The 21,859-nt window shown below is 61.7% G+C and carries 21 protein-coding genes and 2 riboswitches; of the genes, 6 read left to right on the forward strand and 15 right to left on the reverse strand.

What is annotated here, in order from left to right; all coding sequences use genetic code 11:
* Window positions 1-109: 109 nt before the first annotated feature.
* The 6 genes from BLO50_RS09785 to BLO50_RS09810 all read right to left on the reverse strand — a co-directional run bounded on the left by BLO50_RS09785 (window position 110) and on the right by BLO50_RS09810 (window position 5,802).
* The gene (locus BLO50_RS09785; RefSeq protein WP_090251914.1) at window positions 110-745 is read right to left on the reverse strand and encodes an urea amidolyase associated protein UAAP2; all 636 of its coding nucleotides are present in this window, start codon (window positions 743-745) and stop codon (window positions 110-112) included.
* Window positions 746-756: 11 nt separating this feature from the next.
* Window positions 757-1,485 carry an urea amidolyase associated protein UAAP1 gene (locus tag BLO50_RS09790; RefSeq protein WP_090251917.1) on the reverse strand — a complete coding sequence of 243 codons (729 nt, stop codon included), beginning with the start codon at window positions 1,483-1,485 and terminating at the stop codon, window positions 757-759.
* A gap of 9 nt (window positions 1,486-1,494) precedes the next feature.
* A complete protein-coding gene (locus BLO50_RS09795) occupies window positions 1,495-2,418 on the reverse strand; it encodes an ABC transporter ATP-binding protein (protein ID WP_090251919.1) in 924 nt (307 codons plus the stop codon).
* Window positions 2,415-3,230 (reverse strand): ABC transporter permease, encoded by an 816-nt coding sequence (locus BLO50_RS09800; RefSeq protein WP_090251922.1) that lies wholly within the window; start codon window positions 3,228-3,230, stop codon window positions 2,415-2,417. The genes BLO50_RS09795 and BLO50_RS09800 overlap by 4 nt, the downstream gene beginning before the upstream one ends.
* Window positions 3,231-3,302: 72 nt before the next feature.
* Entirely contained in the window at window positions 3,303-4,370 is a 1,068-nt protein-coding gene (locus tag BLO50_RS09805; RefSeq protein ID WP_090251924.1) for a putative urea ABC transporter substrate-binding protein, read from the reverse strand.
* Window positions 4,371-4,437: 67 nt separating this feature from the next.
* A riboswitch (guanidine-I (ykkC/yxkD leader) is annotated at window positions 4,438-4,546 on the reverse strand.
* Between the two features lie 179 nt (window positions 4,547-4,725).
* Window positions 4,726-5,802: a putative urea ABC transporter substrate-binding protein gene (locus BLO50_RS09810; RefSeq protein WP_090251927.1), complete on the reverse strand. Its 1,077-nt coding sequence runs from the start codon at window positions 5,800-5,802 to the stop codon at window positions 4,726-4,728.
* A 54-nt stretch (window positions 5,803-5,856) separates the two neighbouring features.
* A riboswitch (guanidine-I (ykkC/yxkD leader) is annotated at window positions 5,857-5,981 on the reverse strand.
* Window positions 5,982-6,229: 248 nt separating this feature from the next.
* Between BLO50_RS09810 and BLO50_RS09815 the strand changes: the two genes are divergently transcribed.
* Complete coding sequence (locus BLO50_RS09815) at window positions 6,230-6,667, forward strand: hypothetical protein (protein ID WP_090251929.1); 438 nt, start codon at window positions 6,230-6,232, stop codon at window positions 6,665-6,667.
* Window positions 6,668-6,685: 18 nt separating this feature from the next.
* Here BLO50_RS09815 and BLO50_RS09820 read toward each other — a convergent pair whose 3' ends face one another.
* Entirely contained in the window at window positions 6,686-7,612 is a 927-nt protein-coding gene (locus tag BLO50_RS09820; RefSeq protein ID WP_090251931.1) for a LysR family transcriptional regulator, read from the reverse strand.
* A gap of 96 nt (window positions 7,613-7,708) precedes the next feature.
* Between BLO50_RS09820 and BLO50_RS09825 the strand changes: the two genes are divergently transcribed.
* The 3 genes from BLO50_RS09825 to BLO50_RS09835 all read left to right on the forward strand — a co-directional run bounded on the left by BLO50_RS09825 (window position 7,709) and on the right by BLO50_RS09835 (window position 11,031).
* The gene (locus BLO50_RS09825; RefSeq protein WP_090251933.1) at window positions 7,709-9,496 is read left to right on the forward strand and encodes an alkyl/aryl-sulfatase; all 1,788 of its coding nucleotides are present in this window, start codon (window positions 7,709-7,711) and stop codon (window positions 9,494-9,496) included.
* A gap of 107 nt (window positions 9,497-9,603) precedes the next feature.
* Entirely contained in the window at window positions 9,604-9,855 is a 252-nt protein-coding gene (locus BLO50_RS09830) for a DUF1145 domain-containing protein (protein ID WP_090251935.1), read from the forward strand.
* 210 nt (window positions 9,856-10,065) lie between these two features.
* Window positions 10,066-11,031, forward strand: a complete 966-nt coding sequence (locus tag BLO50_RS09835; RefSeq protein WP_338110959.1) for an alginate O-acetyltransferase AlgX-related protein — start codon at window positions 10,066-10,068, stop codon at window positions 11,029-11,031.
* A gap of 73 nt (window positions 11,032-11,104) precedes the next feature.
* Here BLO50_RS09835 and BLO50_RS09840 read toward each other — a convergent pair whose 3' ends face one another.
* The 6 genes from BLO50_RS09840 to BLO50_RS09865 form a co-directional block, all read right to left on the reverse strand.
* The gene (locus BLO50_RS09840; RefSeq protein WP_090251940.1) at window positions 11,105-11,443 is read right to left on the reverse strand and encodes a tryptophan synthase subunit beta; all 339 of its coding nucleotides are present in this window, start codon (window positions 11,441-11,443) and stop codon (window positions 11,105-11,107) included.
* Between the two features lie 117 nt (window positions 11,444-11,560).
* A complete protein-coding gene (mmsB, locus tag BLO50_RS09845) occupies window positions 11,561-12,514 on the reverse strand; it encodes a 3-hydroxyisobutyrate dehydrogenase (RefSeq protein ID WP_143003814.1) in 954 nt (317 codons plus the stop codon).
* Window positions 12,486-13,589, reverse strand: coding sequence for an enoyl-CoA hydratase/isomerase family protein (locus BLO50_RS09850; RefSeq protein ID WP_090251945.1), 1,104 nt, complete (start codon window positions 13,587-13,589; stop codon window positions 12,486-12,488). Before BLO50_RS09850 ends, mmsB begins: the two co-directional genes overlap by 29 nt.
* Before the next feature lie 20 nt (window positions 13,590-13,609).
* On the reverse strand, window positions 13,610-14,428 hold the full coding sequence (locus tag BLO50_RS09855) for an enoyl-CoA hydratase (protein WP_090251948.1): 819 nt from the start codon (window positions 14,426-14,428) through the stop codon (window positions 13,610-13,612).
* Window positions 14,429-14,544: 116 nt separating this feature from the next.
* Window positions 14,545-15,711: an isobutyryl-CoA dehydrogenase gene (locus tag BLO50_RS09860; protein ID WP_090251951.1), complete on the reverse strand. Its 1,167-nt coding sequence runs from the start codon at window positions 15,709-15,711 to the stop codon at window positions 14,545-14,547.
* Between the two features lie 73 nt (window positions 15,712-15,784).
* A complete protein-coding gene (locus BLO50_RS09865) occupies window positions 15,785-17,281 on the reverse strand; it encodes a CoA-acylating methylmalonate-semialdehyde dehydrogenase (RefSeq protein ID WP_090251953.1) in 1,497 nt (498 codons plus the stop codon).
* 137 nt (window positions 17,282-17,418) lie between these two features.
* Between BLO50_RS09865 and BLO50_RS09870 the strand changes: the two genes are divergently transcribed.
* The gene (locus BLO50_RS09870) at window positions 17,419-18,300 is read left to right on the forward strand and encodes an AraC family transcriptional regulator (RefSeq protein WP_090251955.1); all 882 of its coding nucleotides are present in this window, start codon (window positions 17,419-17,421) and stop codon (window positions 18,298-18,300) included.
* 104 nt (window positions 18,301-18,404) lie between these two features.
* Here the strand turns inward: BLO50_RS09870 and BLO50_RS09875 are convergent, their stop codons facing one another.
* A complete protein-coding gene (locus BLO50_RS09875) occupies window positions 18,405-19,643 on the reverse strand; it encodes an MFS transporter (RefSeq protein WP_090251957.1) in 1,239 nt (412 codons plus the stop codon).
* Window positions 19,644-20,158: 515 nt separating this feature from the next.
* Here BLO50_RS09875 and ung point away from each other — a divergent pair.
* The gene (ung, locus tag BLO50_RS09880) at window positions 20,159-20,851 is read left to right on the forward strand and encodes a uracil-DNA glycosylase (RefSeq protein ID WP_090251960.1); all 693 of its coding nucleotides are present in this window, start codon (window positions 20,159-20,161) and stop codon (window positions 20,849-20,851) included.
* 7 nt (window positions 20,852-20,858) lie between these two features.
* Here the strand turns inward: ung and BLO50_RS09885 are convergent, their stop codons facing one another.
* Window positions 20,859-21,728, reverse strand: a complete 870-nt coding sequence (locus tag BLO50_RS09885) for a DUF6279 family lipoprotein (RefSeq protein WP_090251963.1) — start codon at window positions 21,726-21,728, stop codon at window positions 20,859-20,861.
* Window positions 21,729-21,859: the final 131 nt, after the last annotated feature.

Here is a 21,859-nt window from a genome sequence, read left to right on the forward strand (position 1 = left end):
ATGCCCTCGAAAGGGTGGGCGGGCCGTCCCGCGGTATTCGGTCTGCACCACGGTCGTCCGTGGTTGAAAGGCGTTTACTCGCTCTTCGCTCAGGGGCGAAGGGCGGCCATCAATCCCACACCAGCACTTCAGCCGGAGTCGGGTTGTAGCCGTTGCATGGGTTGTTCAGTTGCGGGCAGTTGGAGATCAGTACGATCACGTCCATGTGCGCCTTGAGTTCGACGTATTTGCCGGCGGCGGAGATGCCGTCTTCAAAGGTCAGGCCGCCTTCGGGGGTGACCGGCACGTTCATAAAGAAGTTGATGTTGGCGCTGATGTCGGCCTTGTTCAGACGGCCGTCGTGCAGGCTCGCGCGCAAAAAGTTGTCGCGGCAGCTGTGCATATAGCGCTTGTCCAGGGCGTAGCGAACGGTGTTGCTTTCCTGGGCGCAGGCGCCGCCGAGGGTGTCGTGGCGGCCGCAGGTGTCGGCGCTGATGGTCAGCATCGGCTGGCCCAGGTTGGAATACAGCACGCTGCCGGTAGTCAGGTACACGCGGTTTTGTTTGCGCAGGGTGCGTTGCACGTCATAGCGCTCGCGCGGGTTGGCGGCGCTGTAGAACAGCGTATCGACCGCCTGGTTGCCTTCCAGGTCGAGCAGGCGCAGGGTCTGGCCGGCTTTTACTTCGCAGAGAAAGGGTTCGCCAGCGGCGATGGTGGCGCGGTACACCGCAGCTTCCGGGTGCTTGTCGCTTGAGATAAGAGTCATGCTGGCCGGCCTCAGATATACAGACGTTCGGTGTTATGGAAGCCACGGGCGTTTTCCGGGCGCGAGGTGCGGCACAGCACGCTGATGCCATCGCTCTCGACCTTGTGCCAGCTCAGTTGCAGCGGCTTGGGCGCGTAGTCGGGGCTTGAGTCCATGGGGTGCTGCAGGGCGGTGAGTACCACCAGGGTGTCCATCGGCGCGTACAGCTCGATGTAGTCGCCGGCCTTGGAGTTGCCCGGCTGGAAGTGGAAGCAGCCGTCGCTGTCGACCGTCACCTTGCTGAACAGGTTGAGGCACATCAGCAGGTCTTGCAGATTGAGGTTCCACTTGCCCATTTCCACCAGCAGGTTGTCCACGCCGTTGCGGAAGAAGCCGTTGCGCAGTTGCTGATAGTTGCCGCTGCCGTACTTCTCCTGAACTTCCTCGGCGTTGAGTACGCCGCCGAAGCTGTCATGCCAGCCGCAGGTGTCGGCGGTGATGGCAGCGAGCACACGGCCCATATCCGAATACAGGCAGTGGCCGGCGGTGAGCTTGGCGGTGTGCTGGCATTTGAGGCTGTCGGGCAGGTTGAGCCGCTCACTTTTCTCGGCGGCGTTGAGCAGCAGCAGGCTGGCATTGGCGCCGCCTTCGAGGTCGGTGATGCGCAGCAGCTGGCCGCGTTTGAGGACAAAGGAGGTATGCCCGCCGCCGGGAACGAGTTCCTCGTAGAGGGTGGGGCGCAGGCTTAATGAGGCAGTCATCGGATGCTCCTACAGGGCCGGTTGCAGGTTGCCGGCGATATGCGCGGGCAACGCTTCGACGGCGGCGCGGGTGGCGCGGCGGTCGCTGTTGAGGGGGATGTCGTAGGTGATGCGCGCGCCGAAGGCGTTCGGTGCGTGCGGATCAATGCGGGTCTTGTCGAACACCAGCAGGCGGGTGCCGAGGCTGAAGCCCTCGCTCAGGTCATGGGTGACCATAAATACGGTGAGCTTGGTTTCGTGCCACAGCTCCAGCAACAGGCCGTGCATGTCCTTGCGGATGCCGGGGTCGAGGGCGCCGAAGGGCTCATCGAGCAGCAGCACGCGCGGCTTCATGATCAGCGCCTGGGCGATGGCCAGGCGTTGCTGCATGCCGCCGGAGAGCTGGCTGGGGTATTTGTCCAGGGCGTGGCCGAGGCCGACTTTCTGCAGAATCACCGCCGCCTGTTCGCGGGCGTCGCGCTTGGCGGCGCCAAACAGTCGGCCGAGCAATTTCGAGCGCGGCAACTCCAGGCCGATGGCGACGTTATCCAGCACGCTCAGGTGCGGGAACACCGAATAGCGCTGAAAAACTACGCCACGGCTGCTATCGGGTTCGGCAGCCAGCGGCTCACCGCCGAGCAGAATCTCGCCACGGCTGGCGCGCTCCTGACCGAGCAGCAGGCGCAGAAAGGTCGATTTACCGCAGCCGGAAGCGCCGACCAGGGTGCAGAACTCGCCTTCATTGATGCTCAGGTTCAGGCGTTCCAAAACAACCTGGTCTCCATACTCCTGCCAGACATTCTTCACTTCGATAAAGGCACCTACTGCGCGAGCCGCTGGCTGCGTCGCGCGGTGCTCGCAATCCTCATGGACGAGATGTCCACTCCGGTTGCTGCGCTCCGGGCTTCTTGCCAGTGACTCGCTCGCTACGGTGCCGCTCTTTATGGTTTTCATGCTTTCGCTCCCTCGTACCAGGGGAAGCACACGCGGATGGTCTGGCGCAGGCCCAGGTCCATCAGCCAGGCGAGCAGGGTGATCCACACCACGTAGGGCAGGATCACATCCATGGCCATATAGCGGCGCACGAGGAAGATCCGGTAGCCCAGGCCATCGGTGCTGGCGATGGCCTCGGCGGCAATCAGAAACAGCCAGGCTGAGCCGAGTACCAGGCGCAGGGCGATCAGCAGGCGCGGCAGCAGTTGCGGCAACACCACGCGCAGGATCAGGGTCCAGGTGCTGGCACCGAGGGTTTGCGCCTTGATCAGGATTTCTTGAGGAATTTCGCGGGCGCGCTGTTCCAAATCACGGGCCAGGATCGGGGTGATGCCGATGACGATCAACATCACCTTGGACAACTCGCCGAGGCCGAAGACGATAAACAGGATGGGCAGGATCGCCAGTGGCGGCACCATCGACAGCACCGTCAGCAGCGGCGACAAAGGCGCACCGAACAGCGGAATGATGCCCGCCGCGATACCCAGGCACAGCCCAGCGAGGGCGGCAATGCCGATGCCCATGGCCAGGCGTGTCAGGCTGGCGGCGCTGTCCTGCCAGAACAGGTAGTTGCCGCTGCGTTTGTCCTCGGTAAACGCCAGGCGATCAACCGCCGCGGCCATCTGACTGGCACTGGGCAGCAGTTTGTCGTTGGGGTTATCAGCCAGGCGTTGTGCCGAGCCTGCGAAATAGGCGAACAGCAGCAGGGCGAAGGGCAGCAGGATCAGCAGCAAGCGACCGCTGCGATCCGGGTGGCGGTTGATCAGGCGCATAGAGTGTTCTCGTGTGGCTTGGGCCCACTCCCCCGAACCCTCTCCCGCAAGCGGGAGGGGGTAGGGAAGGCGTTACAGCGTGCCGTCAGCCGCCATCTGCATATAGCTCGGATCAAAGCGCAGTTTGAGGTTGCCCTTGTCACCGGTGACGACGCCTTTGGCGAAGCTCATACCGATGGCATCGGCACTTTGTGCACCTTCGCCGAGCAGGCCGTGGCCAAAGGAGAACTCCGCGACCTTGGTCATGGTGGCCGGTAGTTTCGGGCTGGTGGCGAAGGCCACGGCGTCTTTGGCCGAATAGAACATTTTGGTCGCTGCCAGTTGCGCTTCGTAGCCCGCCAGGTCAGTGCCGGAGGCTTTGGCCATATGCTCGCGCGCGGCCTTGCCAGCCGTGGTGTCGGCACTCATGGTGGCCATGATTTCGTACCAGGCACCGGTCAGCGCTTTGCCGAAGGCCGGGTTGTCCTTGAGGGTGTCGCTGTTGACCACCATCAGGTCGATGATTTCACCGGGGATCTGGCTGGAGTCGAACACCTTGGTGACGTTGGGCGTGGCTTCGATTTCGGCCAGCAGCGGGTTCCAGGTGGTCACGGCGGTGACGTCGCTGGTGGAGAAGGCGGCGACCATGTCGGCGTCGGAGGTGTTGACCACTTTCAGGTCTTTCTCGCTGAGGCCGGCTTTTTCCAAGCCGCGGGCCAGCAGGTAGTGGGACACAGACAGCTCGACCAGGTTGACGTTCTGGCCCTTGAGGTCACCCAGGGTTTTCTTCTCGCCCTTGAGCACGACGCCGTCGTTGCCATTGGAGAAGTCGCCGATGATCAGCGCGGTGCTGTCCACGCCGCCAGCGGCCGGAATGGTCAGGGCATCCATATTGGTCATGGTGCAGCCATCAAACTGGCCGGCGCTGTACTGGTTGATTGACTCGACGTAATCGTTGATCTGCACCACATCAATATTGATGTCGTACTTCTTCGCCCACTTGTCGACGATGCCTTCGGCGGCACCATATTCCCACGGCATCCAGCCGGCGTAGATGGTCCAGCAGACGCTGAAGTCGGATTTCGGCGCCGCGTGGCTATTGACGCTGATGGCAGCGGCCAGGCCGGCGGCGAGTACTGAACACAGACGGGACTTACGCATGGTGGAACCTCCAGTTCGAAAATGGGCGGGCAGGAGTGCGCGGCGGTTTTCCCACGAGTGGGGCGCGTTCTCCCGGGCTTTTATCCCGCCGTGTAACCTCGAAGGAGGTCGCCAACTCTCGGACCAGTCACCCGCAGATCTGTTGATCGCGGATCGGAACCCTAGTCAGCTATTGCAAATTGTGGTGCCGCGATCCCGCCGCAGCGGGTTGTTCCTGCACAGCTTGGTTATTGCGAACATCGTGCCAGCTCAACCAGGCCCCATGGGCTCGCGGGTTTTGCCCGCGCCAGTCCAGGGCTGTGCGCCCTGGCGGTGCGTGTGAGCATCGGCGTGCTGCATTGCAGGGCGCTGCGTGTTACAGGTTTTTCTCGGCAGCCATCTGCATATAGCTGCCATCAAAACGCAGCAGGATGTTGTCGGCATTGCCCAGGCTGCGCTCCCCGCTGAAGGCGATGCCGAGCTTATCCAGACCCTTGCCGTCGTGGCCGAGCAGCTTCTGCTGATCGGCGAACTGGGCGACCCGCTGCATCAGCTCGGGCATCTTGTTGGCGTGGGCAAAAGCCAGCGCATAACGCGGCGAATAGAACGAACGCAGGGTGTCGAGTTGCTGGCTGAAATCCTCTGGCGTGGTGCCGGCGGCGCTGGCCATCTTCGCCCGGGCGGCGCGCCCAGCATCGGTGGGCATGCCCATCAGGCGCTGGGTTTCGAACCAGGCGCCGGTCAGCGCCTTACCCAGCTCCGGGTGGGCAGCGAGGACCTTGCTGTTGACCACGGTGAGGTCGACGATCTCGCCGGGAATCAGGTTGGAGCTGAACACCTGGCTGACCTGGGTCTGCTGCTTGATCTTGGCCAGAATCGGGTTCCAGGTGATCACTGCGTCGCCCTGGCCGCTGAGGAAGGCCTCGGCAATCTGTGTGTCGGACACGTGCTGGATGGTCACATCCTCAGGCTTGAGCAGGGCCCATTCCAGGGCGCGGCTGAGTAGGTAATGCGATACCGAGTTCTCCACCAGCAGCACGGTCTTGCCCTTGAGATCCTTCAGGGTCAGGCCCGGACCTCGTAGCAGAATGGCATCCGCACCGTTGGAGAAGTCGCCGATGATCAGCGCGGTAGAGTCGACGCCTGCGGCAGCTGGGATGGTCAGCGCATCCATATTGGTCATCGAGCAGGCATCGAATTCGCCGGCCGTGTAACGCTCGATCGAGCCGACATAATCCGGCACTTCGCTGACTTCGATACGGATGCCGTACTGATCTGCCCATTTCTTCACGATGCCTTCGCTGGCGGCATAACCCCAGGGCATCCAGCCGGCAAAGATCGACCAGCACAGCTTGAAGGTTTTCGGCTCACTCGCAGCAGTGGCCGGTTGCAGCAGCAGGGCGGCGAGCAGACAGGTGGCAGTCAGGCGGGCGAGCAGGGTGCGTAGCGGCATGGGTAACCTCGGGTCAGTCAGCGGGAACAGGAAAGCGAACAGCAGTGCTGTGCGTTCTCCCGGGCTTTTATCCCGCCGTGTAACCCCTGGCCGTGGCCACTGCGTGAGGTCGTCGACTCTCGGACCAGCCATTCGCTGCAGGCATTGCTCAGCGAACCGGAACCCTAGTCGACCATTGCAGATTGTCTGGCTGCAAGCTGCTTGCCGCCGTACGCATTTCCTTTATGCGTAGAACGCTAAGCGAGGACTGTGCCAGGTTGGTGTGTGTCAGCTGGCACGACGGACAATAGGGCACCGAAATAATTTGTCATGAAATCTGCTAAGCCGGTGCGACGCACTGGATGGAATGGCCTGTTGTCTATTCATTGGGAGCAATCCCTGGCAGCGACAACGGTCGCTGCCGCACCCGCGGTCGAAGGAGGCCGCTATGTCATACAAATCCATGCTGCTGGCGTTGTTGGTTTTGTCTTTGGGCGGTTGTGCGGTCTATGGCGGCGGCAGTGGCTATGGCCACCGTGTTTATGATCGCGGCCATTCGCATACCTATTACCAGGTGCAGCGCTACCCGGTTTATGGGGTGCCGCAGCCGCAGCGCTACAGGGCCTATCACCATGATGGGCGACGCTATGATGATCACCGCCACGCACCGCGTTATTACGTGCCTGCACCGCAGCCGCGCCATTACCAAACGCACCAATATCAGAAGCGCCACGATTACCGCATTGTGCAACCGCACGCTGGCTGGGATGGCCGCCGTGACCATTACCGCAACCAGCAACAGCGTCATGATGCCCAATGGGGTGGAGAACGCCGTGGTGGTGATCGGCGCGATGAGCGTAAGGGTTGGGAGCGGCAGCGCAACTGACCACCCTCTTTAGGCGCGCTACGAATCAGGCTCGCCTTCAAGTTGACGGCCGAAGAGTCGATCTTCGGCCAGTATCTCTCCCCGCATGGCCTGCGCCGCTGGTGACAGGCTATGCCCTGCGCGGCTGATGAGGGCGTAGGCAGATTGCTCGGTCAATGCACCTGCTTCCAGCGGCAGCCGGGCCAGGCGACCTGTCTGGATATCCTCGGCCACCACATCCCAGGGCGCCATGCTCAGCACGTCGCTTTCAGCCACTAGAGTTTTGAGCACCATAAAGTTGTCGCATTGAATGCTCAGCGGCTGCTCGCGCCCGCTGAGTGTACTAAGGCTGCGCGCCACCGCCAGTGGCAGTTGGGTGCCTGCCAAGGGGTAATCGAGTAGATCGTGCATGCGCAGCGTTGTGTGGGCCAGCAGCGGATGGCCGGGGCGACAGAACAGCACCCCGTTGTGGCGCTGCAGTGGTTCGATGCACAGCAGTGGGTCACCGATTAGCTCGCGGCTGTCGGCGACAAACAGCTCCAGGGCGTCATCCAGCAGGCTGCTGCGCAGGTCTAGCCAGTTGCTGATCTGCAGGTTGACCCGCACCCGTGGATAGCGCAACGCTATGCGACCCACTGCACGTGGTATCAGGCGCGCGGCCGGGTAGGGGCCGGCGCCCAGGCGCAGTTCTCCGGTTTGCAGATTACCCAACTGGCTGACGGCGTTTTTCAACGCCTGGCTGCCAGCCAGCAGACGCTGGGCGTGCTCCAGCACCAGTTGGCCGTGGGTGGTCAGGCTGATGCCGCGGCTGTGGCGGTCGACCAGGTTACAACCGAGGCTGCTTTCCAGCGCCTGGATGCTGCGACTCAGGGCGGGCTGGCTGAGGTGCACGGCCTCGGCAGCACGGGCGAAATGGCCGTGTTCGGCGAGGGCGACAAAATGGCGAAGCTGACGAAGGTCATTCATGCGCTGATTGCATCATTTATTGATTTGGAATGCATTGGAATTATTGCTGTTGCTTGGCCACTCTTCCCACACAGCCAATAACAATGAGCGACTCGCATGTTTTTACTGAATCGAACTGCCGCTGTGCTGCTGAGCCTGGCATTACCCCTGGCCAGCCAGGCCGCCCTGCCTGAGGAAGAAATCCGCCCGTCGATCAACCCGGAGCTGGCCGAGCACACCAAACACTTCGCGCAGAAGGTTTACCAGGTGGCCGGCAACGTCTATTCCGCTGTCGGCTGGCAGCTGGGTAACGTGGCGATGATCGAGGCGCCGGAAGGGCTGATCATCATCGACACCGGTGAGTCGGTCAGCGAGTCGCGCAAGATCATGGCCGAGTTCCGCAAGATCAGCGACAAGCCGGTCAAGGCGGTGGTCTATACCCACTTCCACCCGGACCACATCAACGGCGTGAAGGCCTTCGTCAGCGAAGAACAGGTGCGCAGCGGCGAGGTGCAGATCATCGCCCATGACACCCTGCTGGCCAATGTGGTGGCCCAGGGCGCGCTGGTCGGGCCGATTCTCTCGGTGCGTTCCGGCTACAGCTTCGGTGCGGCGCTGCCGGCCAGTGACCATGAACAGATGAACGCCGGGATCGGCCCGTTGGCCAAGGCCGAGGCCTCGACCTTTATCGCCCCGACTCTGACCTTCAAGGACAAACTCGATACGCGCATTGCCGGCCTGGACCTGCAGTTCCTGCATGTGCCCAGCGAAGCGCCGGATGAGATCATTGTCTACCTGCCGGATAACCGCGTGCTGATCAGCGCCGAGGTGGAGCAGGGGCCGACTTTGCCGAATATCCACACCCTGCGCGGCACCAAGTTCCGCGACCCGGTGGTGTGGGTCGACAGTCTGGACAAGCTGCGCGCCTATCAGGCCGAACATATGGTGCCGCTGCACGGCCGCCCAATCAGCGGCCAGCAGCAGGTCGAGGAAGTGCTGCGCATGACCCGCGACGGCATCGCCTATATCCATGATCAGACTGTGCGCTGGATGAACAAGGGCCTGACCCCGGACGAGCTGGTCGAGAAAGTCAAGCTGCCGCCACACCTGGCTGGCTACACGCCTTACCTGCGCGAGTACTACGGCACGGTGAAACACAGCGTGCGGCAGATCTACAATGGCTACCTGGGCTGGTTCCAGGGTGATCCGGTGGCCCTCGACCCGCTGCCGCCAAAAGATAAAGCCGAGCGCCTGATTGCGTTGATGGGCGGGCGGGAAAAACTGCTGCTGGCCGCCGGTGAAGCCTACCTCAAGGGTGATTACCAATGGGCTGCCGAGCTGTCCAGCTTCGCCATTCAGGTGGACAACGAGGACACGCTGGCCCGCGACATCAAGGCCCGCAGCTTCCGTAAGCTGGGCTATGCCAGCATGAACATCAACTGGCGCAACTGGTACCTGATGAGCGCCATGGAGCTGGAAGGCAAGCTGGCCGGTGAGGATGTCCAGCAAATGGCCGTGAGCATGCGCAGCGCCTTTCTCTCGGCGGATATGCTGAAAACCTTTCCTGCGCGAATCTTCCTGCAAAACTGGGTTACCCGGGTCGACCCGGAAAAGGCCAATGATGTCGAGTTGACCCTAGGTTTCAGCTTTCCGGATATCGGCGAGCAGTGGGCGCTGGAAGTGCGGCGCGGTGTAGTGCAGCTGCACCAGGGCATTCCCGAGGGCACCACGCTCAAACTGACCCTCGACAAGGCGTATCTGGACACCGTAATGAGCGGCGAGAATGGTTTGCTCAAGGGCGCCTTGCTGGGCGATGTGCAGGTCGATGGCAGCCTGCTGGAGATCAAGACCTTCCTTGGTTGCTTTGACTTTAGCGATACGCCGATTGCCCTGACCCTTCGTTGAGTGAGGTGGTGTGTGACCCGACCAAAGTGCGGACGCGCTGGCGCCACGATCAAGGCAAACTAATCAGGCTTTTCACCTGGCTTATTTCGCTGATTAAGGAGTGATGGATGCCTGTTCTGATATTCGCCAAAGGCGCGCTGGCCGCGTTCTGGCTGCTAGCGCTGCTCAACCTGCTCTATCCCATGGGCGAGGGCTGGTACCTGGCCGTCAACCTGATTGCCGGCGGCATGTTGCTGGCGCATCTTGGCGAGCTCCTGCTGTTCAAAGCCCGCCTGGTCGGTCAGCCGCAGCCCTGGTTGCAGCGGGTGCAGGTGCTGCTGTTTGGCTTTATTCACCTGCGTGGTTTAGCGCGCGTGTAGATTTCTGGTGTGTGCTGCTCCGTTCAGCGCGGCGTTTGATGACGGCGTGCTGAGCAGAGGAGTCGTGATTGCTCATTTCTTGAATATGTTCGCGCAAAGCCTGTTCTGGCCGCGCATGCAGGTACTTCCTCAGGTCGCCTGCTTTTCGCTCTGGTGGTCATCCTGTAACAGGCATAGCCACTCAGTTGGGAACAGATTTTCGATGGCGCGGTGACCCACCGCATTGCCGAAGAGCTGGCGAATGTGCCGTTTGCCAAACGGGCAGCGGACCTGGAGCGTGCCGCCAGTTGGTTGGCGATTGGTGATACCGGTCCCCGTGTGCGTCAAGGCTGTGCGAACTGGCTGTTTCTGACCGATGAGCTGAAAATTCATCCACATGCCGCTGTAGATGCTGATGCGCGTGCGCAGAAAGTCGCAGCGTTGCAAGAGCAGCTCAGCAAGCGTGGCATTCGTTTGCTGGTAGTGCTGGTGCCGGACAAGAGCCGCATTGCCGCGCAGCAGTTGTGTGCCGTTGAGCGCTCACCACTGTTGGCCAGTCGTGCGCAGGATTGGCAGCGGGTGCTGCAGGCCAAGGGCGTCGAGGTGTTGGATTTGGCTCCGACGCTGCAACCACTCGGCAGCGATGCCTTCCTGCGTACCGACACGCACTGGAGCGAAGCCGGCGCCGAGCGCTCCGCTGCAGCGGTGGCCGAGCGGATAGCCGCACTGGGCGTTAGCCCAACTCCGGCCAAACAGTTTGTGGCCAGTGTTACGGCGCCACAGCCGCGTCCCGGCGATCTGGTGCGTTTGGCTGGGCTCGATTGGTTGCCTGAGAGCCTGCAGCCTGCCATGGAGCAGGTGGCAGTCACCCAGATCAAGGAAGTGCAGGGCGCCGTCGATGAAGCCGCATTGGGCGAGGATGATCTGTTCGGCGACAGCCAACTGCCGAACCTTGCCGTGATTGGCACCTCGTTCTCGCGTAACTCCAACTTCATCCCTTTCCTTGAACGCGCGGTGGGTGCGCGAGTGGGCAACTTTGCCAAGGATGGCGGTGAGTTTTCTGGGGCGGCTAAGGACTATTTCACCAGCCCTGCGTTCAAACAGACGCCGCCTGAGGTGCTGATCTGGGAAATTCCTGAGCGTGATTTGCAGTCACCTTACCGCGACGACATCATGTTGGACGGCCAACCCGGTTGAGAGTATGAGCACTCAAACAAAAGGCCATGCTGCACCGCATGGCCTTTTGCTTTACGGGTTTACTGAAGCGCTGCTAGATGATGCCGCGCTCATCAGCATTGATCAGGCTGTGTAAGCCCCCGAGTGATTCCCTGGCTTGAGAGCGGGTCAGAAGCTTGGTCTGAACCGCTGCCGGAAGATCTGTGATGCGGATGACGCCTTTACTGATCAGCAAATGCACTAAATCGTCCACGACGCGGATCATGTCCAGGTCGCTTTGCTTCAGTTGCATAAGGTTCGATTCAAGGTTCTGGCTGGCAAACCATGCTTGAATCTCGTCTGAGTCGGCCGTCAGGGTGTTGGTCATGCTCTCGAACGGCATCACCTCCACTCGCCGCAGGTGGCCGCTGGCATCCCGCTGGACATAGAACATCGGCATTATCCTTCCCTATGACCCGCCCTCGGCAAGTCCCGCTATTGAGCTTAGCTGGAACGTCGGCCCCGACCAGTTACAAAGCCCTGCTTCCTGCTGTATGCGGTCAATGCCGATTTAGTCGATGAACAACTGCTGCACCACCGAGAAGTCCTGCTTGCCTTTACCTTGCTTGAGCAGCAGGCGATACAGCTGCAATGCCAGTGCGCCCATCGGCGTGCTGCTGCCGCTGGCTTGTGCAGCTTCCTGTGCCAGGCCGAGGTCTTTGGTCATCAGCTCGGCCATAAAGCCGCCGCTGTAGCCTTTGGACGCCGGGGCGTTTTCCATCACGCCGGGCCAGGGGTTGTACTTCTCCAGCGTCCAGTTGCCGCCCGAGCTTTGCCGCATGATCTCGGCCAGAACTCCGGGCTCCAGGCCGTTGGCCACGCCCATGGCCATAGCTTCGGCGGTGGCGATCATCTGCACCGCCAGCACCTGGTTGTTGCACACCTTGGCCACCTGGCCGGCACCGTCGGGGCCGGCGTGGAAGATGTTCTTGCCCATGGCCTCGAAGATCGCTCGGGCTTTTTCCAGCGTGGTTGCCGCGCCGCCGATCATAAAGGTCAGGGTGCCCGCTGCTGCGCCGGCGGTGCCGCCGGACACGGGCGCGTCGAGCAGTTCGATACCGTGCGTGGCCGCCGCTTGATGCACCTTGCGCGCGGATTCCGGGGCGATGGTCGAGCATTCCAACACCAGGCTGCCGGGCTTGAGCACGGCCAGTAGACCGTTATCACCCAGGTACAGGCCTTCGACATGCCGGCTGGCAGGCAGCATGCTGACCACCACATCGGCATCCTGCACCGCATCCAGCGCGCTGCTGGCCGCTTGCGCGCCGTCCTTGGCCAGGTCCTCGACGGCTGCTTGCAGCAGGTCGAAGACCCTCAGGTTGAAGCCGGCCTTGAGCAGGTTGCGCGCCATGGGCAGGCCCATGTGGCCGAGGCCGATAAAAGCGATTGTTGTCATTGTTATGCTCCTGTCGCGCTGAAAAGTGGCCGTTGCCGGGTTACAGGTCTGCCAGTGGGTGGGCGCCATCCCAGGCTGGGGCGAAGTGCGCGTCGATTACCTGCTGCGGAATGCTCGCCACATCCGGCCAGTGCCAGCGTGGCGCGTGGTCCTTATCGATCAGCCGCGCGCGCACGCCTTCGGGGAATTCCGGGTGGCTGCAGCAGTTCAAGCTCATGGCGTATTCCATGCGGAACACCTCGGCTAGGGAAAGCTTCTGGGCGCGCTTGATCTGCTCCCATACCAGGTGCCCGGTCAGCGGGCAGCCGCCGGCCAGGGTCTTGGCGGCGCGGGCCAACAGCAGGTCGCTGTCGCTGTGCAAGGCGCTGATGGCGTGCCAGGCGTAGGGCAGATCGGCGGTATCGAGCAATTCGTCGATGCGCGCGCGGCGCGGCAACCATTGGGCTTCCGGCAGCTCACCTAGGGCCTGGTTTTCCAGCGCTTTGAGCAGGCTATGCAGCTGTTGCAGGCTTTGTTCCTGCCAGTTGAGCTGGGCCAGGCCGTTAAGTAGATCGTCCTGCTGGGTGTCGAGCAGCACGCGGTCGGCCAGGTTCAGATCCAGCGCATCCCTGGCGTTGATGCTGCTGGCGGTCAGGCCGAGAAACAGGCCGAGCTTGCCCGGCAGGCGCGCGAGGAACCAGCTGCCGCCCACATCCGGGTACAGGCCGATATTCACTTCTGGCATGCCCAGGCGGCTGCCTGGGGTGACGATGCGGATACCAGCGCCCTGCATCAGGCCCATACCGCCTCCCAGCACATGGCCGTGGGCCCAGCAGATAAAGGGCTTCGGGTAGGTGTGGATGCGGTGGTCGAGGCGGTATTCGTCAGCAAAGAAGCGTCGCGCCAGGGGCGGGATTTCGCCCGGGTGCTCGCGGCACTGGTGCACCAGCTGCACCACGTCGCCGCCGGCGCAGAAGGCTTTAGGGCCGTTGCCGCGCAGCAGCACGCAGGCGATGCTCGGGTCGTCCGCCCAGGCCTTGAGCTTGGCATCCAGCGCTTCGATCATCGGCAGCGACAAGGCGTTGAGGCTTTTTTCGGCATCCAGGCTGGCGATGCCAATGCGCATACCGTGTTGGGCCGGGCGTTCTTCGAATTGCACATTCATCGTGGTTGTCACCCTGCGGATTATTTATTGCGCCACTGCGGGTCGCGTTTTTCCAGGAAGGCGTTGACCCCTTCGCGGGTGTCGTCGGCGTCGAACAGGTCGACAAAGCGCTCGCGCTCTTCACTTAGCCAGGTATTCGGGCTGCGCTCGCGGGCGCCCTGGATCAGCGGTTTGATGGTGCGCACCGCCACCGGGCTTTGCCGCGCGACCTTGGCCGCCAGCAGCAGGGCGTGGCCACGGGCTTCGCCGCTGTCGACCACCTGCTCGACCAGGCCGATGCGCAGGGCGGTTTCCGCATCAACACGTTCGCCGCAGAGAATCATGCGCTTGGCCCAGCCTTCGCCGATCAGCCAGCTCAGGTGCTGGGTGCCGCCGGCGCAGGGCAGCAGGCCGACGGTGGCTTCCGGCAGGGCCATTTGCGCCTGGCGCTCGGCGATGCGTATATCGCAGGCCAGGGCGCATTCCAGGCCGCCGCCCATGGCGTAGCCGTTGATTGCGGCAATCGATACGCCACGGAAATCGCGCAGCGCCTCGAAGGCCTCGCCGAAGCGTCGGGCCATCTCGCGGGCACGGGCCTTGTCGCCATCGGCAAACAGCTTGAGGTCGGCGCCGGCGCTGAAGAACTTGCCACCCTGGCCGGTAATCACCAGGGCGTAGATGTCATCGTCGCGGTTGAGGTGTTCAACCAGCAGCTTGAGGCCGATCAGCGAGTCGCGGTCCCAGGTGTTGGCCGGCGGCTGGTTGATGGTGATCAGCGCGGTATGGCCGTGCTTTTCCACGGTGAGCTTGTGGGTTAGGTCAAACACGCCGGGGTTGTAGGCTTCGATGGCGTTGCTCATAACGGTCCTCGTCAGGTTGCTCCCCTCGCCCTTTGGGAGAGGGGCTGGGGGAGAGGGCTGCGGGCGACGCCGACCCTCTCCCTAACCCTCTCCCCGAGGGGAGAGGGAATTAAAAGCTACAGCAAGCGATCCAGCATGCCGCCCTGATCCAGCAGGCGGCGGGCGATGATCACCCGCATGATTTCGTTGGTGCCTTCGAGTATCTGGTGCACGCGGCTGTCGCGTACCCAGCGCTCCAGTGGGTAGTCGTTCAGATAGCCGTAACCGCCATGCAGCTGCAGCGCCTCGTTGCACAGGGTGAAGCAGTGATCGGTGGCAAAGCGCTTGGCCATGGCGCAATACAGGCTGGCTTCGCTGTGGCCGTGGTCCAGCTTGTGCGCGGCCAGACGCACCATCTGCCGGCTGGCGGTCAGATCGGTGAGCATGTCGGCCAGCTTGAATTGCAGAGACTGGAAGTCGCTCAGCGGCTTGCCGAACTGCTTGCGTTCTTCCACATAACGCAGCGATTGCTCCAGCGCCGCCTGTGCCGCGCCCAGCGAGCAGCTGGCGATATTGATGCGCCCGCCATCCAGACCCTTCATCGCGTAGACGAAGCCCTGGCCTTCTGGGCCGATGCGATTACCGGCGGGGATACGCACGCCTTCGAAGGTAATCGTGCGAGTAGGCTGGGCGCGCCAGCCCATCTTCAATTCATTGCGTCCGTACTTCACGCCGGGTGCATCGGCCGGCACCAGGAAGCAGGACACACCCTTTGCGCCGCTTTCGTCGCCGGTGCGCGCCATCACGATCAGCACATCGGTGCTGCCCGCGCCGGAGATAAAGCACTTGCTGCCATCCAGTACGTAGTCATCGCCATCACGCTTGGCGCGGGTGCGCAGGTGCGCGGCGTCAGAACCGGCGTCCGGTTCGGTCAGGCAGTAGGAAGCGAGCAATTCGCCGCTGACCAGGCGCGGCAGCCAGGCATCTTTCAGCGCCTGATCGGCGAAGGAGGCGAGCATCCATGAGGCCATGTTGTGGATGGTCAGAAACGCCGTGGTGGCGATGCAGCCGGCCGACAGCTGCTCGAAGATCAGTGAGCTGGTCAGGCGCGACAGGCCCAGGCCGCCATCGTCTTCCTTGATATACAAGGCCAGATAGCCCTGCTCAGCGGCGTGCTTAATCACGTCCACCGGGAAGTGATGGTCGCGGTCCCAGTCGGCAGCATGCGGGGCCAGCTCTTTGGCGGCAAAGGCGCGGGCGCTGTCGACTAGCAGGCGTTGTTCTTCAGTCAGTTCGAAATCCATCAGTGATCCTTAGCGGGGCAGGTAAACCCCGGTGGTTAAGGCCGGGCCAACTCGTGATCAGCCTGGCAGGCCATTATTTAAGCTGAATGGTCATATTGGCGGACGCGCTGACAGCATCCTCATCAAACCAGCGACTGGTCACCGTTTTGGTTTCGGTGAAAAAGCGCACACCCTGTTTGCCGTAGGCGTGCAGATCACCGTAGAACGAACCCTTCCAACCGGTAAAGGAGAAGAACGGCAGCGGCACCGGCACCGGTACGTTGATGCCGACCTGGCCGACTTCCACCGCGTGCTGGTAATGCCGCGCCGCGCCGCCGGAGCGGGTGAAGATTGAGGTGCCGTTGCCGTAGGGGCTGGCGTTGACCAGCTCGATGGCCTCCTCAAGCGTATCGACTTCCATGCACACCAGCACCGGGCCGAAGATTTCCTCGCGGTACAGGCTCATCTTGGCGGTAACGCCGCGAAACAGGGTTGGGCCGACCCAGTTGCCATTGGGGTAACCCTCGACCGCGCAGTGCGAGCCGTCCAGCAGGCACTCGGCGCCCTCCGCTTTACCTTCGGCGATCAGGCGCAGCACGCGCTGTTTTGCCTGCAGGCTGATCAACGGGCCGAAGGCGGCGTGGCCATCGGTCCAGTAGCCGGGTTGCAGGTCGGCCATTTGCGCCTGCAGCTCGTCGATCCACTGCTTCGATTCACCGACAAACACCGCCACGCTGATCGCCATACAACGCTGTCCGGCCGCGCCGCAACTGGCGCCAACCAGGTTGCTCAGCACCTGCTGTTTATTGGCGTCGGGCATGATCACCATATGGTTCTTCGCCCCGGCAAAGGCCTGCACACGCTTCAGGTGCGCGGTGCCCGTACGGTAGATATGCTGACCCACCGGCACTGAGCCGACGAAGGAAATGGCGCGGATATCCGGGTGGGTCAGCAGGCTGTCGACCACTTCGCGGGCGCCGTGCAGCACCTGCAATACGCCCTTGGGCGCGCCGGCTTCGATAAACAGCTCGGCCAAGCGGTTAGGGGTCAGTGGGTCTTGTTCGGACGGCTTGAGAATAAAAGTATTGCCGGCGGCGATGGCCAGGGGAAACATCCACAGCGGAATCATCGCCGGGAAGTTGAACGGTGTGACGCCGACGCATACGCCCAGCGGCTGAATCCAGCTGGCGGTGTCGATGTCGCGGGCCACGTTCTCCATGGTCTCGCCCATCATCAGGCTGGCGATGTTGCAGGCTTGCTCCACCACCTCGATACCGCGCCAGACATCGCCCTTGGCATCGGCCAGGGTCTTGCCGGTTTCGCCAGCGAGAATTTCCGCCAGCTCGTCGTGGTGTTCCTTGAGCAGGTGCTGATAGCGCAGCATCACTCGCGCGCGATCGGAGACTGGCACTTCGCGCCAGGTGAGGAAGGCTGCTTTGGCACTGGCAATCGCTGCTTCGATTTCTTCGGCGGTGGCCTTGGGGGCCAGCGCCAATACTTCCTGGGTCGCCGGGTCGGTGACTTCGATAAATTCACGTGCGCGGCTTTCGCGCCATTCACCGTCGATCAACTGTGGGATTGCCTTGGCCATGCGTTCCTCCGGCGAACCTCAGGATGGGCTCGATTGTTGTTTTGTCCGTGTTATAGCTGCCTTGCTCGGCTTTGTGGATTGACGATCTTGGCCTGCAGATGGACTATCTTGGGATTGAATCAGTAATCAGGATGCCTATGAGCGCGCAGGTCGACACCTCCAACTGGCCACTGCCGGCCAACGGTGTGCGCTTTATCACGCCGCCCAGGCTGCGCCGCCTGCTCGCCCGCAGCCCACTGGCGCAGGGCTGTTATCCGCTAGCTCTGGGCTTCTACCCGCAAGCTCAGGGGCACCGCATGCACCGTCCGCAGCCGGAGGATCACCTGCTGATCTACTGCCGTGCCGGGCAGGGCTGGCTGGAGACAGCGGATGGACGATTAGCTGTCAGTGGTGGCGATCTGCTGCTGTTGCCAAAAGGTGTGATGCACGCCTATGGCGCGGACGTGGACAAGCCCTGGACGCTGTACTGGGTGCATTTTGACGGCGAGTTGGTAACGGACTTTCTCAAACCCCTGGGCAAGGGGCCGCTGTGGCGTATCGGCGTGCAGCCGCGCCTGTTGGCCGAGTTCGATGCCTTGCTCAACCTGCGCAAGCAGGGCTTGAACCTGGCGCACTTCGTTCATGCCGCGCACCAGTTGCAGGTGCTGCTCACCTCACTGGCCGTGCTGCCGGCGCGCACCACCTTGAAATCCGGACGGGTGCTCGATGTGGACGCGGTGCAGGCGGTGATGCGTGCGCATCTACATGACTCGCTCAACCTCGATGAGCTGGCCGCGCAGTTCAAGCTGTCGCGCTTTCACTTCGCCAAAACCTACCGCGCCCTGACCGGACATGCGCCGATTCAGGACTTTATCCAACTGAAAATGGCCCACGCCTGCCGCCTGCTCGATGAAGGCGAGCAGGGCATCCGCCAGGTGGCCGAGCAGCTGGGCTATGACGATGTGTATTACTTCTCGCGGCTGTTTCGCAAAGTGGTCGGCATGGCGCCCAGTCATTACCGGGCGTTGCATCAGGGATAAGTCAGAAGTTTTAGGTGGCAGGCGGCTGCTTTCCGGCCAAGGTGCTGGGTCTTAAATATCAACGCTAAGTGCGAGCCGATAAATTGCCGGTTAGTGGCAAGTCGCTAACTTGCAGTCGGATGGTTTACGCCTAACCCGGCTGATACAGCCGCGGTGGCTTCTGTGGGCAGTTTTAGGGTCAGGATGATGAGTACTGCGCCCACGCCGGCAATGGTTGCATATACCCCAGCAAAGCTGCCGCTGTAATTGGCCAGTAGCCCTGCGCCGTAATTGCCGAGCATGCCGCCAGAGCCTTGCATCACGTTGGCAACGCCAAATATGGATACCGCCATGGCGCTGGACGACGCCAGTTTGGAAACGTAAGCGGGGATAAGGCCGAAAATGGGATAGAAGGCCGTAGAGAACAGCGCCGCTGCGACTAAGGGCCAATGCCATGAGGGAATTACAACGAATATCAGTGCCGCCGTTACCACACAGCCGTAGACCAGCAACATGGCGGCGCGCAGCCCCGTGCGGTCTGAGAGCCAACCGACTGCCAGCCCTGCAAACATGCCAACGAAGCCGATCACGGCCCAGACCTGTGCGCTGTATTGCACGTCAAAACCCAGTTCCGTGCGCAGGTAGGACGAGAGGTAGGTTTGGAACGGAAAGGTGGCAAACCCGATCAAGAAATTCATCGACCAAATCAGCAGCACCCAGGGTTGTATCAGCGCTGAGCGCTTGCTGGGCACTGTCAATTCAAGGGCTGTGGGCGCTACAACCGGCTGCGAGGTTGTGCTGAGCAAACCGCCTTTCTTGAAAACCACCAGCACCAGCAGTGCCATGGCCACGGTGAGCAACCCCACCCACCACCACACGCTGCGCCATTCACCTGGCGCGGCATACAGCGGCACCAGCAGGCTGTTGATCGCAACCCCATAACTGGTTCCGCTGGATACCAGACCCATGGCCAACCCCCGGTAGCGGTAGGCCGTGACCCTAGAGATGACATCGACCATCGGCACAAACACAGTCGCCGCCGTACCCGCCAACAGGGTCAGTAATGCGCCGATCACCAGGATGTTGTTTGACAGCGGAATCAGCAGTAATGCCAAAGCACATACCGCCCCGGAGGCCACGATCATCCAGCCGCCACCGATCTTCGGTGTCAGCCAGACAGCCAGCAGGGCACAGAGTAGAAAGCCCAGCTGCGCCGAAGCGGTGATACTGCCTACGTAGGAGAAATCGAAGCCCAGGGAGGCCTGCATGTCCGGTACGAGCTGAGCAAACAGGTAAATTCCGAAACCATAGGTCGCGGCGACCAGGCTGGTTAGCAACACGACAATCGCAGCATTCAAACGCATGGTCTGCACCCTGTGGGCGGTTGGGATTGATAGCACTCAGGCGCGGGTTGCAACACGACGTGATTGAGGCACACCTATCCACGGATGCACTGCACTTGGCTGTGAGTCCATCTTTAAGTCAGCGTGAGGGGACTATTGATCACGCAGCGCCAGCGGTACTGATTTTTCAGTACGCTGCTGCAGGTGACTCTACTGAGCGGGCAGTTCGGACGACTGATAAAAGCGTCCTAGATATGTTCTATAACGCCATGTCTTTGGCTTTTTGCCGATCAGGAAACGTTCTAAGCGCTGTTCAATTGTCGTAAGCACTTCATGCCGTGCGGCCGTTTTAAGCCGTAGTGGTAAGCCACGGTTTGGGACGCGGCGATCGTGGCCAGTCTCCTGCGTTCCGGTAGGTCGGTTTTTAGCGACAGTATGAAGATGGTGTGCTTGCGGGTTGTTCCGCGCGCTCGCCTTGACTTGCCTAGCCGCCTTCCTTAGCGTGCCGTCTTCGTTGGATTAAGCAGGAATCAGGCATGAGCGCCGCCGATAACGTCAAACTTGAAGCCGGCTGGAAGGCCGCGTTGCATGCTGAGTTCGAGAAGCCCTATATGCGTGAGCTGGGGGATTTTCTGCGCAGCGAGAAGGCCGCAGGCAAGCAGATTTATCCGCCTGGCTCGCTGATCTTCAATGCGCTGAATTCCACGCCGTTGGCGCAGACCAAAGTGGTGATAATCGGCCAGGACCCTTACCACGGCCCTGGGCAGGCCCATGGCTTGTGCTTCTCGGTGCAGCCTGGGGTGAAGACGCCGCCATCGCTGGTGAATATCTATAAAGAGCTCAAGCGCGACCTGAATATTGATATTCCCGACCACGGCAACCTGCAGCATTGGGCGGAGCAGGGTGTGCTGCTGCTCAACACGTCATTGACGGTTGAGCATGGCATCGCCGGCTCCCACGCCAAGATCGGCTGGCAGACCTTTACCGACAAGGTGATCGAGGTGGTTAGCCAGCAGCAGGAGCGTCTGGTGTTTCTGCTCTGGGGCGCTCATGCGCAGAGCAAGGAAAAGCTGATTGATGTCAGCAAGCACCTGGTGCTGAAATCCGTGCACCCTTCGCCGCTGTCGGCGCACCGTGGCTTTATCGGTAACGGCCATTTCAGCCGCACCAACAAGTTCCTCCAGCAGCATGAACTGAGCCCGATCGACTGGCGCTTACCTGCGGCTTAATAGCCGGTTAAGCAGCGTCGCACTGCTGCTCGGCCAGGTCGCGGCGCAGGTCGCGCAGGCGGTGACTCAGACGTTCGCGCTGCGCCTCATCGCTGCTGCTCAACAGCTGGCTGAACAGCGTGGCCAACGCCTGGCGTGAGCGACCATAACTGGCGCGGTACTCGTCGCTGTAGAAGCTCTCGCGTTGCTGCAGCAGGCGAGTTACTCGTTCGGCAAAGTCTGCGCTATCGCGTTCGGCGACCACCTTGCGCAGCTCGGCCTGCCAGAGTTGCCGATTCTCCAGCCACAGGCGATTCTGCCCACCGAGGCTGTTGGCCCAGGTGGCGATATGGTCTGTCTGTGCACTGTTCAGGCGGCCGATCCAGGGCCGTAGACGTTCCTGCATACGCGTCTGGCGTTCGCTGATCTGGGTGGCCAACGGCGGGTCGAGAAAGTCCTGGCGATCTTCCAGGTTGTCTTCATCCATCGCAGCGTAGAGCTCGTTGACCTGCTGCTCGCTCAGACCTTGCAGCAGCTCGATAGCGGTGGGGGTGATCTCGACGCCGATGCGGTTGAGCGCGGCATCGAACTGGGCAAATTGCTCAAGCAACTGAGCGCTATCGGGTTGCGGCTGGGCGAGGATGCTTTCGGTGGTTTGCAGCCAGTCGATATAGCGCGGCAATTCGGCGCTGCAATGCCATTGCAGGTGCGTTTGCAAGCGGGGTTTGAGCCAGGCCTGCTGCTGACTGTCGAGGTTCAGGTAATCGTTCAGCCGCCAGGGCACCAGCCAATCCAGGTTGCGGTACGCCAGGCCGGCACGGCTGCAGGCGCTAATCAGTAGGCTCAGGCAGAGCAACAGCAGCAGGGTTTTCACGGCGGGCCAACGCAGTACGCTCATAAAGGATGCCTCGATGGTGAGGGCCTGAGAGTACCGCCGTCGCCTGCGGCTGGGTGGCTACAGACATATCTGTTAAACAAAAACTGCTGTTTTGCAGGCAAAAAAGAGCCCGCGCAAGGCGGGCTAAACGT

The organism is Pseudomonas peli, assembly GCF_900099645.1.
In the GTDB taxonomy this organism is placed as follows: Bacteria; Pseudomonadota; Gammaproteobacteria; order Pseudomonadales; family Pseudomonadaceae; genus Aquipseudomonas; species Aquipseudomonas peli.

What these genes read in the sequence shown, in the direction of transcription:
- BLO50_RS09785 (WP_090251914.1), bottom strand. Translation starts at nt 745, where the DNA reads ATGACTCTTATCTCAAGCGACAAGCACCCGGAAGCTGCGGTGTACCGC.
- BLO50_RS09790 (WP_090251917.1), bottom strand. Translation starts at nt 1,485, where the DNA reads ATGACTGCCTCATTAAGCCTGCGCCCCACCCTCTACGAGGAACTCGTT.
- BLO50_RS09795 (WP_090251919.1), bottom strand. Translation starts at nt 2,418, where the DNA reads ATGAAAACCATAAAGAGCGGCACCGTAGCGAGCGAGTCACTGGCAAGA.
- BLO50_RS09800 (WP_090251922.1), bottom strand. Translation starts at nt 3,230, where the DNA reads ATGCGCCTGATCAACCGCCACCCGGATCGCAGCGGTCGCTTGCTGCTG.
- BLO50_RS09805 (WP_090251924.1), bottom strand. Translation starts at nt 4,370, where the DNA reads ATGCGTAAGTCCCGTCTGTGTTCAGTACTCGCCGCCGGCCTGGCCGCT.
- BLO50_RS09810 (WP_090251927.1), bottom strand. Translation starts at nt 5,802, where the DNA reads ATGCCGCTACGCACCCTGCTCGCCCGCCTGACTGCCACCTGTCTGCTC.
- BLO50_RS09815 (WP_090251929.1), top strand. Translation starts at nt 6,230, where the DNA reads ATGTCATACAAATCCATGCTGCTGGCGTTGTTGGTTTTGTCTTTGGGC.
- BLO50_RS09820 (WP_090251931.1), bottom strand. Translation starts at nt 7,612, where the DNA reads ATGAATGACCTTCGTCAGCTTCGCCATTTTGTCGCCCTCGCCGAACAC.
- BLO50_RS09825 (WP_090251933.1), top strand. Translation starts at nt 7,709, where the DNA reads ATGTTTTTACTGAATCGAACTGCCGCTGTGCTGCTGAGCCTGGCATTA.
- BLO50_RS09830 (WP_090251935.1), top strand. Translation starts at nt 9,604, where the DNA reads ATGCCTGTTCTGATATTCGCCAAAGGCGCGCTGGCCGCGTTCTGGCTG.
- BLO50_RS09840 (WP_090251940.1), bottom strand. Translation starts at nt 11,443, where the DNA reads ATGTTCTATGTCCAGCGGGATGCCAGCGGCCACCTGCGGCGAGTGGAG.
- mmsB (WP_143003814.1), bottom strand. Translation starts at nt 12,514, where the DNA reads ATGGCGCCCACCCACTGGCAGACCTGTAACCCGGCAACGGCCACTTTT.
- BLO50_RS09850 (WP_090251945.1), bottom strand. Translation starts at nt 13,589, where the DNA reads ATGAATGTGCAATTCGAAGAACGCCCGGCCCAACACGGTATGCGCATT.
- BLO50_RS09855 (WP_090251948.1), bottom strand. Translation starts at nt 14,428, where the DNA reads ATGAGCAACGCCATCGAAGCCTACAACCCCGGCGTGTTTGACCTAACC.
- BLO50_RS09860 (WP_090251951.1), bottom strand. Translation starts at nt 15,711, where the DNA reads ATGGATTTCGAACTGACTGAAGAACAACGCCTGCTAGTCGACAGCGCC.
- BLO50_RS09865 (WP_090251953.1), bottom strand. Translation starts at nt 17,281, where the DNA reads ATGGCCAAGGCAATCCCACAGTTGATCGACGGTGAATGGCGCGAAAGC.
- BLO50_RS09870 (WP_090251955.1), top strand. Translation starts at nt 17,419, where the DNA reads ATGAGCGCGCAGGTCGACACCTCCAACTGGCCACTGCCGGCCAACGGT.
- BLO50_RS09875 (WP_090251957.1), bottom strand. Translation starts at nt 19,643, where the DNA reads ATGCGTTTGAATGCTGCGATTGTCGTGTTGCTAACCAGCCTGGTCGCC.
- ung (WP_090251960.1), top strand. Translation starts at nt 20,159, where the DNA reads ATGAGCGCCGCCGATAACGTCAAACTTGAAGCCGGCTGGAAGGCCGCG.
- BLO50_RS09885 (WP_090251963.1), bottom strand. Translation starts at nt 21,728, where the DNA reads ATGAGCGTACTGCGTTGGCCCGCCGTGAAAACCCTGCTGCTGTTGCTC.